This window comes from Pelagibius sp. Alg239-R121, from assembly GCF_947331435.1.
In the GTDB taxonomy this organism is placed as follows: domain Bacteria; phylum Pseudomonadota; class Alphaproteobacteria; order Kiloniellales; family Kiloniellaceae; genus Denitrobaculum.
Map to the genome: position 1 here is coordinate 538,925 of NZ_CAMZOF010000004.1, position 16,375 is coordinate 555,299.

Below are 16,375 nucleotides of genomic sequence, written 5' to 3' on the forward strand. Positions count from 1 at the left end.
TGGTTAATAATTGGTGGGCAAATTTGGTAAAATTAATCGCTTATGCCAGTGAGACTCGAGGGTCCAACCAGGAGTAGGCCAGATCGGCGAGCAGGTTTGCCAGCAGGGTGGTTAATGTGGCGAACAGCAGGCCGACGAGCGCGAGATTATAGTCATTGCCCAAAATCGCGTCATAAATGGCTTTGCCCATACCCAGATAGCCGAACATGGTTTCGGTGATCAGGGCCCCCGAAAAAAGGCTGCCGAAGTTTAAGGCGAGGATGGTCGTCACCGGGATCATGGCGTTGCGGAGTGCATGGCCAAGCACGACCTGAATCGGGTGCAGGCCCTTGGCGTGAGCCGTCCGAACATAATCCTGACGCAGCGCTTCGATCATGGCCGCGCGCATGAAGCGGATCAAACCCCCCAGCGTCGCCAGCGTTAAAGTTAAAACCGGTAGCACGAGGTGGGAGAGCCTGGTCGAGAAGTCGGCATCGGCAGCTCCCATACCGCCCGCCGGCAGCCACCCCAGGATAACCGAAAAGAGAATGATCAGGAGAATGGCCAACCAAAAGGGCGGCACCGAAATACCGGCAAAAGCCGTTAGATTGATCGCGTGGTCCCACATTGAGCGTGGAACCAGTGCTGCGAGGATGCCCGCGGGCAAGGCGAGGACCAGTGCCAGCACGAAGCTGCAGCCCATCAACAGCACCGTATTGCCGAGCCTGGGAACGAGAACCTCCAGCACCGGCTGATTGGTGATGCGGGAGTAACCGAAATCACCCTGCAGGGCGGCCGACAACCAGGAGAAATAACGGTCGACGATCGGACGGTCCAGGCCATGTAGAGCGCGCAAACGTGCGGCATCCGCTGCGGTCAAATTGGGATCAGAGCTGACCATGATGTCGATCGGATCGCCTGGCATCAGCCCGATCAGGGCGTAGATGACGAAGGACATCACCAGCAGGACCACTGCCGATTCGCCCAGCCTGCTCAGGATGACTTTGATCATACCCGTTGACCGCCGCGTTTCAGTTTCGCCCTTCGACGCGCCATTCTTCGATCCAGAGGGTGGTGGTCAGTTGATGCCCGGTCGGGCGCACGCCTTTGAGCCACTTGGGGAGGGGAAATGCGTTGGCGCGCCAATAGAGAGGGATCACGGGAAGCTCTTCCACGTAGAGTGACTGGAGTTGTGCCCAGAGTGCTTTGCGTTTCTCGAAATCCAGCTCGCGTTCAATGCCGTCGATCAGCTGGTCCATCTCGGCATTTTTGAAGCCGGTGTAGTTCTGACCCGACCAGCCGTTTGCTTCCATCGGAACCTGATCGGACTTCAGAGTGGTCAGCGGGACGCTTTCAGGCGCGGAGATCCACGCGAACATAGCCATGGCGGAAAATTTTCGCCGGCTTACTGTTTCGCCGAAAAAGACCCGTGCGGGCTGGTTTCGAATGGTGACGTCGATGCCGATCTGGCGCCATTGGCTCTGCAGGACCTGCTGAACCAGCTCTCTCGACCGGTTGCCGGCGGTCGTCATGATTTCGAGTGTCAGGCGTTCACCGGCCGCGTTGTGGCGCAGGCCCCGCTTCATCACGGACCAGCCGGCTTCGTCAAGCAGCGCCTTGGCTTTGGCTGGATTATAGGCGTACTGCAGCGTCTCCGGGCTGTGTATCGAATCCAGCGGGCTGACGGAGGCGTCTGCAACCGGCTGGCGACCCTGGAACAGCTGTTCGCTGATGGTCTTGCGGTCCAAGGCCATGACCAGCGCTTTACGCACGCGCTTGTCGGTCAGAACCGGGTTGTCGAGGTTGAGATCAATGTGTTCGTAGATCAGGCCCGACTTGTAGACCATATCGAACTTGCCGCCATTGCGCTTTTCAAAGGCTAGTGCCTGATCGAGTGTGAGCCCCAGCTCGCCGGCGATGGTATCAACCGCACCGGACAGCAGGTTCGCTTCCAGGGCCGCAGTGTTTTCAATTGCCCGTACGATGATCTTGTCGAACGCCGGTTTAGGGCCCCACCAGGTCGGGTTGGGAAGGAATTCCATCGTTGCCCCTTGTTCCGTCGCGACCAGACGATAGGGGCCGAAAGCCAAACCGGGATTGAAAGGGTCGCGGTCGAAGGCGGTGCGGTTGCGGTACTCGGACGGATTTGCCTCAAAGATCGGGCGTTCGATGTGGGCAGGCAACAGAGCCAGTGAAAAGGCGTTGTAGCTGTAGGTGATCCGATCCAGATGCAGTGTGAAGGTCTTGTCGTCGACAATGTCGATCGAGCGGATACGCTGAAAGGCTTCCAGCGATACTGCGCCGGAGCGTTCGTCACGGCCCATCTGCCAGGTGAAGAGCATGTCGTCGCTGGTCACAGGCGTGCCGTCGCCCCAGGTCGCGTCCGGATGCAGGCTGTAGGTGACGGCCATACCTTCCTTGGTCTCGCCGTCCTGTTGGTAGCTTTCGCGCTGCGCCCCGCCGTTTTCAATTGTCGGCAGATCAGTACAAAGCATGCACACCAGTTTCCAGTCCTGGTCGTACGCGGTGACGGGGCGAAGCGTGAGTCCCTCCACGTAACGTTGTGCCAGCATGGAGGCGAGCGTGGGATGAAAACTGGCAGGGTACTGTGTAATGCCAATCGTGAGGGTTTCGGCGGCAAAAGCGGGCAGGCTTGCAGCGCTATAGATAAGAGCGCCAATGGCTGTGAGAAGTCGCCGCATAGAGTCTGCGTCCCGTTACAAATTCGAATGGCGGGAGTTTAGACACAAAAGCGCCTGCGGGGCAGGGGCTTTTCGGTTTTGTGCTCGGGCTTGTGATCGAGCCGGGCGGGGAATCCTGCTGCCGGTCAGTCAGCCTTGCCGCCGCGTGCCGCCGACCAGCCGTTCGGATCCTTGAGAAAAGCGCGCACCTGTTCCAGGCCTTCGGCGTTCAGGTAACCCTGTTCTTCCGCGACTGCCAGGGCATCCCACCAGGTGGCGAGGGCGTGCAGGCGGACCCCCTTGTCGGCGAGGTCCTGGATGCCCTTGGGGAAGATACCGTAATGGAAAACGACGAAGGTGTCCGCGACCTGGGCGCCCGCGGTCCGCAAAGCCTCGACGAAGTTCAGTTTCGAGCCGCCGTCGGTGGCCAGATCCTCGACCAGCAGGATACGGTCGCCTTCCTTCATGGCGCCCTCGATCTGCGCGTCACGCCCAAAGCCTTTGGGCTTTTTGCGCACGTAAAGCATGGGCAGGCTCAGGCGTTCGGCGATCCAGGCCGCGAAAGGAATGCCTGCCGTCTCGCCCCCTGCGATGGCTTCCAGAGATTCGTAGCCGATTTCGCGCGTTATCATTTCAACAGCCGCGTCCATCAGCTGGGCGCGGGCGCGGGGAAAGGAAATGATCTTTCGGCAGTCGACATAGACGGGGCTGACCCGGCCGGAGGTAAAGGTGAAAGGATCGTCGGGACGAAAGAGAACCGCTTCGATCTCCATCAGAATACGCGCCGTCGTCCGCGCTGCCTCAGTCGCCGGAGCGCCTTCGCCTGTCATTTCCGTCGTCATTCCTGTGACTTTCCTTGTTGCGATCCTGGCTTCCCAGACCGAATTTCTGCGGCCCTTGTTTATCTGCTCATCGGCCTTCGGGCAACGCCGTTTCCGGCTGTTCATTGTCGAATCCAAATGGGTCATCCTGTCCCTGCAACATTAACGACACCCAGCCCGCTCCAGAATGACGGTTGCACCAGTTTTGACGGAAGCCCAGGTGGAGGCGTCATCGTCGTTCGGCGGGATATTCCAGGCCACCAAGAATATGATTTCGCATTCTTCACCAAATTCGAGTTCGGGCAACACCACTTGTAAGCCGTCAGTTCGATAGCGCACAGTGTCTGAGCTGATCAAGGATTCCCATCTAGCGGGTAATCTCCCCTGTCTCGCGAATTCTTTCAGGCATTCATCATCTTCTGTTCCAAGAGAAACGCGCGTTGAGCCGATGTCCCATGTTAAGGCATCGAGGTTTTGTCCTGCGTCAGGTCCACCGTCAGCCTTGTCGGGCAGTGATGTCCAAGTGCATTGAGATTTTAGGGAAATGTCGTCGCGCAGCGCTTGGAAGCGCCATATCGCGGCCTCGCAACCATCGACGTAAGCACCCTCATAAAGCTGGCCGGTCACACTGGATCGAAAAAGCTCAAGACGACCATTGGTGTTCTGCCATACTGTCACACTGGCGCCGGAGGGTAGGCGATAGCTTGTCGGATCGACATCGCGGGTTAGTTCGATATCGTTTGTGGAGGCTTTGAGTGCAAAAGCCCCGTAGGGGACGTCTACATCGTAGTACAGTTCCTCGGTCAGAATTGCCGCGCTGAATTTGAAGAGGAACGGATCGGCAGCGGTCACAGATACATCTCTTCGATATCCATGGTGGAGCGCTCGCCCAGGGCGTCGCGATTCTCGCTGAGCCAGATCTCGGTGCGCTCATAGCCGATTTTGTGGAGGTATTGAAGGAACTCCCAATCAGCGTTGAGCTTGCTGGAAACACCCAGGTCGTCCATCACGTCTTCTGCATCGATCACATGCATTAACATGCGTTTCAATCTGCCCTCATCGTCGAACCCGTCGTCAATGATGTCGGTGACGAACTTGATGGCGCGCATCTCGCGCATCAGGCTGGAATTGAAGGTCAGGGTGTTCAGCCGGTCGAGAATTTCCTGGGCCGTTTTCGGCGTGTGCTGGATGTTGATCGGGTTGAGCTGAATCAGCAACACGTCCCGGCTGTCCGTATGATAGATCAGCGGAAATATCGCCGGATTCCCCATATAGCCGCCGTCCCAATAGGGTTCGCCATCGATCTCCACGGCTGGCTGCAGGAAGGGCAGGCAGGCAGACGCCATGACCGCATCGAGCGAGAGTTCTTCCAGGCCGAAGATCTTGACCCGGCCGCGTTTGACGCTGGTGGCACTGACGAAGAGCTTCACTTCCTTGCAGTGCTTCACGACCTCGAAATCGACAAATTCGTCCAGCGTATCCCGCAAGGGGTTTAGCGCCAGAGCGTTGAACTGGTAGGGAGAGAAGAGGCGCGACATGATATCCAGCGCCATAAAGGCAGGAGAGTAATCCATGCGGCCAATGCCGAGCATGCGGTCGAAGGGTGTCGGCTGGAGAGGCGAGGTTGCGGCGATCTCGGAGATGCGCCGCCAAAACCGGCGCAGAAGGTCGCGGGTGAAGGCCCTGTCGCCGGCCGTGATGCCATAGGCCAGCAGAACGCCGTTCACTGCGCCGGCACTGGTGCCCGAAATTCCTTCGATCGAAATGCCGTCGTCTTCCAGAAGGCGATCCAGCACGCCCCAGGTCAGGGCACCGTGGGCACCGCCGCCCTGCAGCGCAACATTGATCCGCTTTACATCCTGACCCTGAGGCCAGGGCGAGCAAGGGTTGTGGGGCGCAGGTGCCGCGCCCTGCCGGCGCGATGAAGAAGACTTAGCGGCGCTGGCGTTCGATTTGGAAGCTTTTGCTTTGGAAGCTTTCGCCTTGGAATTTTTCGCAGCGGAGGGTTTGGCATATGCGGGTTTTGGCGGTGTCTTTCCGGCTTGCGTTTTACTCTTGCGGGTGCCTGCCGTCCTGGGTTTCGAGACCATTCAACTGCTTTCTGGTGATTGGGGCCGATGTTGAGGTGAGCCGTCTGTGTCGTCGCATCTTGCTCTTGTGCAGTGCAAAATCGTACCCTGTCCTGAGAGGCCGAACAACCTCCGAACTGCCATTGCCGGCCACCTGTTATCCCCGGGCGGCAGTTTGAATTGTAGGCAAGATTTAGCAGGGAAACGCCGATGTCAGACACCGTTCTTTTGCAGCGTGACGGCGCGATAGCCACCATAACCCTCAATCGGCCGGAACGGCGCAATGCCTTCAATCTGGAAATGTGGTCGGCGCTTGGGGACGTTATGGCGGATCTCAATGGCGACGACGGCTTGCGTTGCGTTGTGTTGCGCGGCGCCGGTGACAAGGCCTTTGCCGCCGGTGCCGATATTGCCGAATTCTCGAAAGTCCGGTTCAGCGCCAAACAGGCGGAGGCCTATGCGGAAACGATGGACCGGGCAACCGATGCGGTACGGGACTGTCCGCATCCGACCCTCGCCATGATTCGTGGAGCCTGTGTCGGCGGCGGCCTGGAATTGGCCATTCATTGTGATCTGCGGATTTCGGGACGGTCCGGACGGATCGGGATTCCCATTAACCGGATCGGCAATGCTCTGCCCTACGCGGCCATGATTGCGCTGGTTGAGGCAGTGGGGCGGCCCACGGTGTTGGAACTGTTGCTGGAAGGCCGGATTTTCGACGCCGAAGAGGCCTGCGCGAAGGGTCTGATCACACGGGTTGTCGAGGACGGTGCGCTGGAGGCCGAGGTTCAGGCGACGGCTGGCCGCATAGCCGCCGGAGCCCCTCTGGTGGCGCGGGCACACAAGATCTTTTCACGCAAAGCCGCGGCCCCTTCGGACCTGCAGGACAAGGACTGGGCCGCACCCTTCGAGATTTGCGACAGCGAAGATTACCGCGAAGGCATCCGCGCATTCCTTGCCAAGGAATCACCCAACTTCACTGCGCAATAGCTGAGTTATTCTGAGAATTGCTTTCTGTTGCAGAGTATTGCATGAACTTCATAACTCCCAAGGGCTTAAATGGAATGGAAGTAAGGTGTGATAAATTTCAGGTAACGAAGGAAGTATGAATAAACGCGTGCTCGTTATTGGGGGTTACGGCAATTTCGGCAGTTTCATTACGAAGAAATTGGCGCAAGATGATAACATTCAAGTTATTGTCGCAGGCAGGTCGAGCGATAAAGCTAATAAGCTAATTTCTGAATTAGATTCAGTTCATAAACCTGAAGCATACACGCTCGATATAAACATAGGTATTACAGAGGCACTAGGGGCCATCAGGCCCGATATTGTGGTTCATACCTCCGGACCTTTTCAAGCACAGGGATATGGCGTAGCAGAGGCCTGTATTGAATACGGGTGTCATTACATTGATTTAGCGGATGGTCGAGTATTTGTGAGTGGCATCACGAAATTAAATACAAAGGCACAGGAGAAAAACATTCTTGTTGTCAGTGGCGCCAGTTCAGTTCCCTGCTTAACATCAGCGTTGGTTGAACATTACAGAAAAGAATTCAAAACGCTTGAAGATCTCGACTATGGTATAACAACGGCACAAAAGACTACGCGTGGCTTAGCAACGACTTCCGCCATTCTTAGCTACACAGGAAAGCCTTTTAAAACGCTGCTTAATGGCGAGATGAAAAAGGTTTTTGGGTGGCAGAATCTACACCTTCGCAAGTATAGAGAATTAGGTTGGCGTTTTTTAGGCAACTGCGAAGTACCGGACCTTAACTTATTTCCCAGGTATTATCCTGAACTTAAAAATGTTCGGTTTTATGCAGGTCTAGAGATACCCTTCATCCACATTGCTTTGTGGATGATGTCATGGCTGGTGCGTATTGGCTTCATCCGCCGATTGGAGAAGGCCGCTCCCTTAATGCTCAAGACTTCTTATCTGTTTGACTGGCTGGGTAGTGCAAACAGCGGTTTTCACATGCAACTATCAGGTAACGGCCATGACGATAATTATAAAACCATAACATTCGAGCTAACGGCCTGTTCAGGCGATGGGCCTTACATTCCTTGTGTGCCTGCTATTCTATTGGCAAAGAATCTTGCGCGTGATGAAGTGAAACAGACAGGAGCTCATCCTTGTATCGGTTTTGTTAGTCGAGACGAGTATTTGGCGGCTCTGAGCAATCTAGATATCACTTGGCAGGAATACAGTTCTTAGTGAAAGAGATTAATGTTTCTCGCTCCGGGCGCGGAGAGGCTTTGGCGCTTCTGCCGGTACGCCTTCCGGATTTTCGCTGCCTCGGCGGTATTTGAAGGTCCCTGTGCCCTGGGCGAGCAGCGTACCGTTCTGGTCGCGAACTTCGGCCGTGCTGAAGAAAATCGAACGCCCGCCGCCGGTCTTGCGTCCGATAACCGTCACCCGCTTTCCCTCGGTGATCGCACCAATGAACTGCGTCTCCAGAGACAGAGTCAGAGCGCGACGGAAGTTGCCTTCGACCGTGCAATAACACCCCGCGTAGCCGCAGGCCGTGTCGATCAGGGTTGAAACGGCGCCACCGTGCAGAACACCACTGCGGTTCAGGTGCTGTGGCCGGACATCAAGAACCACTTCGGCATAATCCTCACGCCAGACATGCAATTGATAGTCGACCAAATCGGCGAACCCGCCCTGGATTCGTCCGGTGTCTGGAATCGAGCTCTGGTCATCTTTTGTCATAGGCAGAAAGACTGCCTTTCGGTGCGGTGATTGTCCAGATGGTCAATCGCCGTTGGCTGATCGTCTTGGATGCCCGCCATAGGCAGCATCTGATCATCACCAAACTGGTTTGCGCGCTAGCCGGCCGTAGCTCCAAGCGCGCTGGTGCTGGCTTCGTTGGCGCGGGATTCGTTACAGGCATCGGGCATGAGGAAGACACTACGCGCCAGATCCGACTTCAGACGCTCCGCCGAGTACCATTGCTTGAGAACGTCCTTGGACAGGAGGTCCTGGTTCTGCGTTATGAAATCCTCGTAGCCGGTGTGCTCGGACTTTTTCATGCGCTCGGCAATCAGACTCATGAAGGCGACCGTGATCGTCGTATTGAATTTTTTGGCCGCACCGGCCTTGGTGGCAATCATGTTCAGGCATTCGCCATACTTCATTGTGGCGTCCATGAAGTCGTATTTGCACAGCATTTCATACGCGACGCCGACATGATCGCCATGTCGGAAGATACTGGGGTCGATGCTGCGCCGTTCAAAGGACTGGGTGAGTTCCGAGTAGCTCTTACTCATGCTTTGTCTCCTGTTTCACGAAGGCTGTGGCTATCCGACGCCTTCAGATCAAGGTCATAGACAGACTTGAGCTGTTCGATCTTTTTGAGGGTTTCATTGGAGAAGGGCGGCAGGTTTTCAAAACAGTGCAGCGCCATCCCCTCAAGCAAATCGCCAAGCGAGAGATCGAGATGCTCCGCGAGCCCCTTAAGCACCTTCAGGGTTCGTTTCTCGACCCGGACACCGGTCTGAACGCGTTCGATTGATTTCGTCATAATGTTACCATGGTAACAAAATAACGTATTGTCAATCGTAATCGCCCTTCACGCCTCCAACATCGCGATGACTTCGATCTCGATCACCATCTGCGCGTAGACCAGCGCGGGCACGGGAATGCCGGTCGTTGCCGGACCGGGCTCGCGATAGGAATTGGAGCGGATCAACAGGTTTTCATGTAGAGCTTCCGCCGAGGCTGAACCCTGGTAGAAGGTTGTGACTTTGACGACGTCGTCCAGGGAGGCGCCCAGTTCCGCCAGAACCTTTGCGATGTTGTCCATGGCGCGCCGGGTCTGGGCCGGCATATCGTCTGGGTCGACGACATTCGCAGAACTGTCGAGCGACACCTGGCCGCCGAGGTGGATCATTTTACCGCAGAGATTGCCGTGCTTGTAAGGCAAGGGAGTTGTCCAGTCCCAATGTCCCTTGGGCCAGGCGTAGTGTTTTTCCAGGTGCTCCCCGTTGGTGCCACGCATGGCCGTCACAGCGATCTTGGTCATAAGCCCCGGTTGGGCGAATTCCCTGACCGGAATTCCGGTCGCGGCTGGTCCGGGATCGGGAAAGTAGCCTGCACGGATTCTAGCCGAGGTCGCCCAGTCTTCGGCCGTGCCGTCGCCAACGTAGAATGCATTCAGCTTGAGCACATCCTGCGCGTCGGCGCCGATGGCCGATAGCAGGCTGCAAAGGCGATCCATCATGCGCCGGGTTTGCTCGACGATGTCGCCTACAGCTTCAATGTTGCCTTCAGGGGATACCGCAGAGATGTCGCTGGTGAAGATCATATCGCCACAGTGAATTGCATGGGAAAAGGCCGGTGGCAGCAGTGGCATATTGTCGGGGCGGAAACAGCGGCGTGTCATACGGCCGCCTGACTGCGAGCGCATGGCAATACCTTCGATCTCGATGGCAAGCCCGGGGTAACAGAGTTCCGGCATGGGGATGGTGCTGATGGCTGGTTTCGCCTCCTGTCCGATCATCGCACCAATCTGATGTAGGATCCCGGCTTCGACAGACGCGTCGCCGACAAAGTAGACGACCAGCTTCACCAGATCGTCCAAATCCGTACCGAGATCCTGCAGGACAGTAGCGAGATAGGCCATTGCGTTGTCACACTGCAGCGTCACATCGCCCGGGTTCCGGACCTGTCCCTGCGCATCCATGTCGACCTGACCGCCGGTGAAGATCATGTCGCCCGACCGAACACCATGTTTGTGCCTGAGCGGGACGGGCCAGTTCCAATGGCCTTCCGGCCAGCTATATTCCCGGGTCACTTAAAGTCTCCAAAAGGCGGGGGAAGGGTGAAATGCTATCGCTTTGGCTTGAGGATGTCTGCAGACATAAGTCTCGTTGGTAAAACGGTGATCAATCCTTAGCTTTGAGCTGCGCGACAATTGTGCTGCAAAATTAGGCGCCCTATAGTCAGCGGGGCGTTCGGTCTGCTCTGGCCAATGCAATCGATGCGGCGAAGACACTCGGTAAATGGGGGTATTTCTTTATGACGATCGGTTCCCTTCTCTCAATGCAGCCGACATGGCTGCTCGAAGACCACTGGTCGATCGGCGACAGTGGTAAGTTTCGCCCCAAGTTGACCGGAGCGGGACTGCCCAATACCGAAGTGATTACCTGGGCGAATGCCCAGTGCAAGGTGGATCGCGGCGGCGGCATGGTGAAAGTGGCGCCGGACAGCAACAAGTCCTATGGCTTTTTGCCGTGGCAGCCGAGCGGCGTGACTTATATGGAGATCGACCCGAATGCGCAGCTCGTTCTAACCGGACCGTTGTCGGCCTGCACTGTGTGGGCTTTTGAATCGGGTGGTACGACCGTGCTCGTTCATGCCAACGCCAATACGGGGACGGATTGGACGGCAATGAGCCCGTTACAGAAGGACAACAACATGCTGACCAAGCTCGGCTATGTGAACGCCATCAAGGGACTCTACGCCGCGCCGACGGACGTCGCACGCCTGGTTTACGCGGCCACGCCAGGAGTTGCCGGTGCGCAGACCTATGAAGGTTATATGGGTTTTGTGCTCGGCACCAAAGCCCGGCTGGGCTTTACCATGAACAAGGTGAAATGGGCGGCAAGTACCAAAGCAGACGATTGGTCCTTCTATTTCTACGGCTATAACGGTACCGCCGCCACGGATCGGGTGCTTTGGCCGCTGTGACGCCGTTTACTGGCCGCTTGCGCTCTCGTGAATTTAAGGCGTTTCCGGAACCCGTAAACTGCGGTCGTTTTTGACTTCTTCCATCACGACGTAACTATGGGTGTTCTGAACCGACTTCAGGGCGGCAAGTTTGTTGCCGAGCATAAGGCGGTAGGCGTTCATATCGCTGGTGCGGATTTTTATGAGGTAATCGAAGCCGCCGGCCACCATATGGCATTCCGCAATCTCGGGAATTTCAGCCACCGCTTCACGGAAGCGGTCAAAGACGTCTGGTTTCGTCCGGTCCAAAGTCAACTGTACGAAGACCGTTAGTCCCACGCCGAGCTTTTCAGCCGACAGCCGAGCGCTGTATCCTTCAATGTATCCTGCGGACTCCAGGCGCCGGACCCGCTCCAGGCAGGGGGTCGGACTCAGGTTCACTGCGCGGGCCAGTTCGACATTGGAGATCCTGCCGTTATCCTGAAGTGTTGCCAGGATCCTCCGGTCAATTCTGTCCAAAGTCTTGTGTGTGATCTGATTCATAGTGGATTCTGCTGATAATAGGTAAATGTGCAGTTCATTATCTCGGCTAAACGCCAAAAACAGAAGCACATTCTTCTGAGATTCAGTTAATAAACGTCCTGATTATAGCGTTTCTACCTTGTTAGCTTAGAGGACCAAGAAAATGATCATCGACCCGGTGTTGGCGCAAACATCCGATCTTCGAACGGCAATTCATGACGCTTATCGTGCCGACGAAGCCGGGGTGGTACGCCGTCTGCTGAGCGAAGTCGAATTGCCGCACGATGCGCACGACCGCATTGCCGAGCGTGCCCGGGCACTGGTCGGTGAGGTGCGCCGGTCGCGCATCGGGCAGGGTGGGATCGACGCCTTCATGCATGAGTTCGAGCTGTCGAGCAAAGAAGGTGTGGTGCTGATGTGTTTGGCCGAGGCGTTGCTGAGGGTTCCGGACGCGCATACGCTCGACAAGCTGATCAAGGATAAGATCGCGACCGCCGATTGGCATGCGCATCTGGGCCACAGTGATTCGATCTTCGTCAATGCTTCGACCTGGGCGCTGATGCTGACGGGACGGGTGGTCAAGCTGGAGGATGAGGAAACCAAGGACTTCGGTGGTGTTCTGCGCCGACTGGTCCATCGTAGCGGTGAGCCGGTCATCCGAACCGCCATCACCCGCGCAATGCGGATCCTGGGGCAGCAGTTCGTTATGGGCCGCAGCATCAAGGAGGCTGTCACCCGGGCCAAACCGGATGAGGCGCGCGGCTATCGTTATTCCTATGACATGCTCGGCGAGGGTGCCCGGACAATGCCGGATGCCGACCGCTACTTCGAATCTTATAAGAATGCGATCGCGGCAATCGGCGCTGTTGCAGCCGGTAAGGGAGTTCAGGACGCGCCGGGTATTTCGGTAAAGCTCTCGGCTCTGCACCCGCGGTACGAATTTGCTCAGCGTGACCGAGTGATGTCTGAGGTGGTGCCGCGTTTAAAGGCGCTTGCAGCAGATGCTGCGCGGTTCGGCATCGGTCTGACTGTGGACGCGGAGGAAGCCGACCGGCTCGATCTGTCGCTCGATGTGATTGAGGCGCTTGCCGGCGATCCCGATCTCGCCGGATGGGACGGGTTCGGACTGGCTGTGCAGGCCTACCAGAAACGCGCGCCCTTTGTTTTGGACTGGTTGGCGTCCGTCGCGGCCCGGCACGGGCGCCGCTTCATGGTCCGGCTGGTCAAGGGGGCCTATTGGGATACGGAGGTGAAGCTGGCACAGACCGAAGGCCTTAAGGGCTATCCGGTCTACACCCGCAAGCTTTCAACCGATGTCTCCTACCTGGCCTGTGTCAAACGGCTGTTCGCTGACCCTGCGGCCTTCTATCCTCAGTTTGCAACCCACAATGCACATACGGTGGCTGCTATCATCGAGCTGGCAGGGGGCTCTGAAGATTACGAATTCCAACGTCTGCACGGCATGGGTGAAGCGCTCTATGCGCAGATCGTCGGTCCGTCGAAGATGAACCGTCCGGTCCGGATCTATGCGCCGGTCGGCAGCCATGAGGATTTGCTGGCTTATCTGGTCCGGCGGTTGTTGGAGAATGGAGCGAACTCTTCCTTCGTGAACCGCATTCAGGATGAAAAACTGCCGATTGACGAGATCATCGCCGATCCGCTTATGGCAGCCCGTCGCCTCGACATCCTGCCGCATCCCAAGATCCCTTTGCCGGTCGGTCTTTATGGTCGAGAGCGCGCAAACTCGGCCGGTTTGGACCTGACTGCCCCGCAGGATCTGGCACCGTTAGGACAGGCGATGGCACGCATGGCGGACCGCGGCTGGAGCGGTGGTCCCTTGGTGGCCGGTCGTGAAACCGGGGGGGAGGCCCGACCGGTTCACAATCCTGCCGACTTGCGTAGCAAAGTAGGTGAGCTGCGCTGGTCGACACCCGAAGACATCGAAACGGCCCTGGCGCGTGCCAGCAGGGCGGCCCCTGCCTGGAATTCAACGCCGGCTGCCGAACGCGCGGACTGCCTGCGCCGACTGGCCGATTTACTGGAAAGCAATCAAGCCAATCTCATGGCGCTTTGCGTTCGAGAGGCCGGGAAGACGATCGCGGATGCTATTGCCGAAATACGCGAGGCGGTCGATTTTTGCCGTTACTATGCCGCGCGCGCCTGTGAGGATTTCGGCGCGCCTAAGCGCTTGCCCGGGCCCACTGGCGAGACCAACGAGATTTCCTTGCATGGGCGGGGCGTGTTCCTTTGCATTTCGCCGTGGAATTTTCCCCTGGCGATCTTCGTCGGTCAGATATCCGCCGCCTTGGCGGCCGGTAATGCCGTTATTGCCAAGCCCGCCGAACAGACCGGGATCATAGCAACCGAAGCCGTCAAGTTGATGCACCGGGCCGGCGTGCCAGGCGATATCGTGCACCTTTTGCCAGGCGATGGTGCGACAGTCGGTGCACAACTGGTGCGGGATCAACGGATATCCGGCGTTGCCTTCACGGGATCGACAGAGACGGCACGGCTGATCAACCAGACGCTGGCGACGCGCGATGGAGCCATCGTGCCTTTAATCGCCGAAACCGGCGGGCAGAACGGCATGATCGTCGATTCCACGGCCCTGCCGGAGCAGGTGGTCAACGATGTGGTCGCGTCGTCTTTCCAAAGTGCCGGGCAGCGCTGTTCTGCACTGCGTGTCCTGTTCCTGCAGCGCGATATCGCCGATAAAGTCATCACGATGCTGTCGGGCGCTATGGACGAATTGGTCGTCGGTGACCCCGCGCGCCTCGCGACGGATGTGGGGCCGGTCATTGACGGCGAGGCGAAAACGAACCTCGAAGCGCATATCGCGCGCATGACCAAGGGGGCGCGCCTGTTGCACCGGACGCCACTTTCCGCTGAGACAGCCCATGGCACCTTCGTCGCGCCGGCGGCATTCGAAATCGACTCTATCGATCAGCTGAAAAGAGAGGTTTTCGGACCCGTTCTGCATGTTGTCCGCTTTCAGGCGGAGCGTCTGGATGATGTCATCGACAGCATCAATGCGGCGGGCTACGGGCTGACCTTTGGGATTCACAGCAGGATCGATTCGACCGTGGATCACGTTCTGAAGCGCTTGCGGGTCGGTAATGCCTACGTCAACCGCAACACTATTGGTGCTGTCGTCGGTGTCCAACCCTTCGGTGGCGAAGGATTGTCTGGAACCGGACCCAAGGCCGGTGGGCCGCACTATCTGCACCGCTATGCCACGGAACGGACCGTGACGACTGATACCACGGCGGCGGGCGGTAATGCGTCTTTGATGTCGATCTAAAAGACTGGAAGGTCTGAGAATTCCGCCTTGCCAGAGCAGACGTCTTGCAGGCTCCAAAAAGCTGAGAATTTCGGTAGACAGGTCCGATATACTGTTGCAATTCGAGGTTGCGAGTGTAAGCTGCTACTCAGAGTTGGTGCGGATGGAAATACGTCACGAACATCATGGATGTGCGAAGTTTTTGTGTGCATTTGCTCTGGAAGTCTTTGGTGTGTAAGTGTTGAATTTGCTTGCACTTTTATGCGAAACGGGCGAAAAAATTAATTCGGTTACACATTCTCCTGGCGTGTCCTCCTCGACGCCTTTGCGCGCAGCCGCGTTACCCCTCGAGAAATCGTGATGCCTAAACCCGCAGTGCGGCACGAGGTCGCCGGTGGGATCGTTATTGGTTGAAAGGACAGAAAATGACGACAGGAACGGTTAAGTGGTTCAACCCCACGAAAGGTTATGGGTTCATCGAACCTGATGACGGTTCCAAGGACGCATTCGTGCACATTTCCGCTGTGGAACGTGCAGGTATGTCGGGTCTTCGCGAAGGTCAGAAGGTCGAATACGAGCTCGTCCCAGGACAGAACGGCAAAGCCTCCGCTGAGAACTTGGTAGCGGTTGATTAGCCTGAGACATCGTTTGCGGTTTCGCCTTTGTGCTTCCAGATCACAATCCTGGTTGAGGTTGGATTTTGCGAAAGCACAAGGCGGAACGCGGCCTTGCGGTCTGCTACCAGAGTGCGACCATTCTTGATAGAAGCAATCAGGAATGTGAACTGCGTTCTCACAATGTGAATCAGAGACTGGTTTGCGTTTTTACTTATTCGGTCAAAACGCTCAGACTCTCGTGTTCCTTCAACCATTCGGTTTGAATGCTTGAACAGGATTGGTGTGCCTGTACCCGGCTCTTCAACGACCGGAAGGCTGCTGCACCTAAGTCTTCTCTAAAATTTGCATTTATCTCAATAGAGCGTTTCTCAGCTCAGGAGATAAATCATTCCTATGCTGAAGGCAGGCGCCGATGCGATCGCTAGGGCGCTGCTTGTCTCGACGGAAGCCGACGACTGCGTGAACTGACTTCCGCCGCGCCGCAAAAATCTAAAATCTGATATTGCTGAACTGTTCCGGTGTGCAGGCGGAGCCCAATTCACCCCTGCTTATGCGAAAAACACCGTCGTTCTGTAACAGGATACAACAGGTTGCAGGCTCTCTGCGAACAGTGCTTTAGCTCCAATTTCCGGTGCGAAACCTTGAATGGTATGGGTTCGGGAGCACGAAAAGGCCTGTCAATTCTCAAGTCGAAACAGACAACGTCATATTCCGTCACCGTTGAAATCCCGACGC

Annotated in this window: 15 protein-coding genes; 5 read left to right on the forward strand and 10 right to left on the reverse strand. The window is 56.8% G+C overall.

Annotated elements, in window-relative coordinates; translation table 11 throughout:
• Window positions 1-40: 40 nt before the first annotated feature.
• From QMZ18_RS16030 to QMZ18_RS16050, 5 genes are all read right to left on the reverse strand, one after another.
• A complete protein-coding gene (locus QMZ18_RS16030; RefSeq protein ID WP_282607318.1) occupies window positions 41-991 on the reverse strand; it encodes an ABC transporter permease in 951 nt (316 codons plus the stop codon).
• A gap of 19 nt (window positions 992-1,010) precedes the next feature.
• On the reverse strand, window positions 1,011-2,681 hold the full coding sequence (locus QMZ18_RS16035; protein ID WP_282607319.1) for a peptide ABC transporter substrate-binding protein: 1,671 nt from the start codon (window positions 2,679-2,681) through the stop codon (window positions 1,011-1,013).
• 125 nt (window positions 2,682-2,806) lie between these two features.
• Entirely contained in the window at window positions 2,807-3,502 is a 696-nt protein-coding gene (locus QMZ18_RS16040) for an orotate phosphoribosyltransferase (protein ID WP_282607320.1), read from the reverse strand.
• Window positions 3,503-3,643: 141 nt separating this feature from the next.
• On the reverse strand, window positions 3,644-4,333 hold the full coding sequence (locus tag QMZ18_RS16045; protein ID WP_282607321.1) for a hypothetical protein: 690 nt from the start codon (window positions 4,331-4,333) through the stop codon (window positions 3,644-3,646).
• Window positions 4,330-5,571 carry a patatin-like phospholipase family protein gene (locus tag QMZ18_RS16050; protein WP_282607322.1) on the reverse strand — a complete coding sequence of 414 codons (1,242 nt, stop codon included), beginning with the start codon at window positions 5,569-5,571 and terminating at the stop codon, window positions 4,330-4,332. The genes QMZ18_RS16045 and QMZ18_RS16050 overlap by 4 nt, the downstream gene beginning before the upstream one ends.
• A gap of 189 nt (window positions 5,572-5,760) precedes the next feature.
• Here QMZ18_RS16050 and QMZ18_RS16055 point away from each other — a divergent pair, with 189 nt between their 5' ends.
• Together QMZ18_RS16055 and QMZ18_RS16060 are read left to right on the forward strand one after the other, a co-directional pair.
• Complete coding sequence (locus tag QMZ18_RS16055; protein WP_282607323.1) at window positions 5,761-6,540, forward strand: enoyl-CoA hydratase-related protein; 780 nt, start codon at window positions 5,761-5,763, stop codon at window positions 6,538-6,540.
• A 115-nt stretch (window positions 6,541-6,655) separates the two neighbouring features.
• Entirely contained in the window at window positions 6,656-7,765 is a 1,110-nt protein-coding gene (locus QMZ18_RS16060) for a saccharopine dehydrogenase family protein (RefSeq protein WP_282607324.1), read from the forward strand.
• Between the two features lie 9 nt (window positions 7,766-7,774).
• On the opposite strand, the gene QMZ18_RS16065 is transcribed toward QMZ18_RS16060, so the two are convergent.
• The 4 genes from QMZ18_RS16065 to QMZ18_RS16080 all read right to left on the reverse strand — a co-directional run bounded on the left by QMZ18_RS16065 (window position 7,775) and on the right by QMZ18_RS16080 (window position 10,346).
• Window positions 7,775-8,263 carry a PaaI family thioesterase gene (locus tag QMZ18_RS16065; RefSeq protein WP_282607325.1) on the reverse strand — a complete coding sequence of 163 codons (489 nt, stop codon included), beginning with the start codon at window positions 8,261-8,263 and terminating at the stop codon, window positions 7,775-7,777.
• A 116-nt stretch (window positions 8,264-8,379) separates the two neighbouring features.
• Window positions 8,380-8,820 carry a hypothetical protein gene (locus QMZ18_RS16070; RefSeq protein ID WP_282607326.1) on the reverse strand — a complete coding sequence of 147 codons (441 nt, stop codon included), beginning with the start codon at window positions 8,818-8,820 and terminating at the stop codon, window positions 8,380-8,382.
• On the reverse strand, window positions 8,817-9,074 hold the full coding sequence (locus QMZ18_RS16075) for a hypothetical protein (RefSeq protein WP_282607327.1): 258 nt from the start codon (window positions 9,072-9,074) through the stop codon (window positions 8,817-8,819). The genes QMZ18_RS16070 and QMZ18_RS16075 overlap by 4 nt, the downstream gene beginning before the upstream one ends.
• 48 nt (window positions 9,075-9,122) lie before the next feature.
• Complete coding sequence (locus tag QMZ18_RS16080) at window positions 9,123-10,346, reverse strand: RidA family protein (RefSeq protein ID WP_282607328.1); 1,224 nt, start codon at window positions 10,344-10,346, stop codon at window positions 9,123-9,125.
• A 224-nt stretch (window positions 10,347-10,570) separates the two neighbouring features.
• On the opposite strand from QMZ18_RS16080, the gene QMZ18_RS16085 reads away from it, so the two are divergent.
• On the forward strand, window positions 10,571-11,242 hold the full coding sequence (locus QMZ18_RS16085) for a hypothetical protein (RefSeq protein WP_282607329.1): 672 nt from the start codon (window positions 10,571-10,573) through the stop codon (window positions 11,240-11,242).
• 33 nt (window positions 11,243-11,275) lie between these two features.
• Here QMZ18_RS16085 and QMZ18_RS16090 read toward each other — a convergent pair whose 3' ends face one another.
• The gene (locus tag QMZ18_RS16090) at window positions 11,276-11,764 is read right to left on the reverse strand and encodes a winged helix-turn-helix transcriptional regulator (RefSeq protein ID WP_282607330.1); all 489 of its coding nucleotides are present in this window, start codon (window positions 11,762-11,764) and stop codon (window positions 11,276-11,278) included.
• A gap of 142 nt (window positions 11,765-11,906) precedes the next feature.
• Between QMZ18_RS16090 and putA the strand changes: the two genes are divergently transcribed.
• Window positions 11,907-15,044: a bifunctional proline dehydrogenase/L-glutamate gamma-semialdehyde dehydrogenase PutA gene (gene putA / locus QMZ18_RS16095; protein WP_282607331.1), complete on the forward strand. Its 3,138-nt coding sequence runs from the start codon at window positions 11,907-11,909 to the stop codon at window positions 15,042-15,044.
• 404 nt (window positions 15,045-15,448) lie between these two features.
• Entirely contained in the window at window positions 15,449-15,658 is a 210-nt protein-coding gene (locus tag QMZ18_RS16100; protein WP_142895671.1) for a cold-shock protein, read from the forward strand.
• Window positions 15,659-16,375: the final 717 nt, after the last annotated feature.

Bases quoted from the DNA above. Each gene is read 5' to 3' on its own strand.
- QMZ18_RS16030 (WP_282607318.1), bottom strand. From the start codon at position 991: ATGATCAAAGTCATCCTGAGCAGGCTGGGCGAATCGGCAGTGGTCCTG.
- QMZ18_RS16035 (WP_282607319.1), bottom strand. From the start codon at position 2,681: ATGCGGCGACTTCTCACAGCCATTGGCGCTCTTATCTATAGCGCTGCA.
- QMZ18_RS16040 (WP_282607320.1), bottom strand. From the start codon at position 3,502: ATGACGACGGAAATGACAGGCGAAGGCGCTCCGGCGACTGAGGCAGCG.
- QMZ18_RS16050 (WP_282607322.1), bottom strand. From the start codon at position 5,571: ATGGTCTCGAAACCCAGGACGGCAGGCACCCGCAAGAGTAAAACGCAA.
- QMZ18_RS16055 (WP_282607323.1), top strand. From the start codon at position 5,761: ATGTCAGACACCGTTCTTTTGCAGCGTGACGGCGCGATAGCCACCATA.
- QMZ18_RS16060 (WP_282607324.1), top strand. From the start codon at position 6,656: ATGAATAAACGCGTGCTCGTTATTGGGGGTTACGGCAATTTCGGCAGT.
- QMZ18_RS16065 (WP_282607325.1), bottom strand. From the start codon at position 8,263: ATGACAAAAGATGACCAGAGCTCGATTCCAGACACCGGACGAATCCAG.
- QMZ18_RS16070 (WP_282607326.1), bottom strand. From the start codon at position 8,820: ATGAGTAAGAGCTACTCGGAACTCACCCAGTCCTTTGAACGGCGCAGC.
- QMZ18_RS16075 (WP_282607327.1), bottom strand. From the start codon at position 9,074: ATGACGAAATCAATCGAACGCGTTCAGACCGGTGTCCGGGTCGAGAAA.
- QMZ18_RS16085 (WP_282607329.1), top strand. From the start codon at position 10,571: ATGACGATCGGTTCCCTTCTCTCAATGCAGCCGACATGGCTGCTCGAA.
- QMZ18_RS16090 (WP_282607330.1), bottom strand. From the start codon at position 11,764: ATGAATCAGATCACACACAAGACTTTGGACAGAATTGACCGGAGGATC.
- putA (WP_282607331.1), top strand. From the start codon at position 11,907: ATGATCATCGACCCGGTGTTGGCGCAAACATCCGATCTTCGAACGGCA.
- QMZ18_RS16100 (WP_142895671.1), top strand. From the start codon at position 15,449: ATGACGACAGGAACGGTTAAGTGGTTCAACCCCACGAAAGGTTATGGG.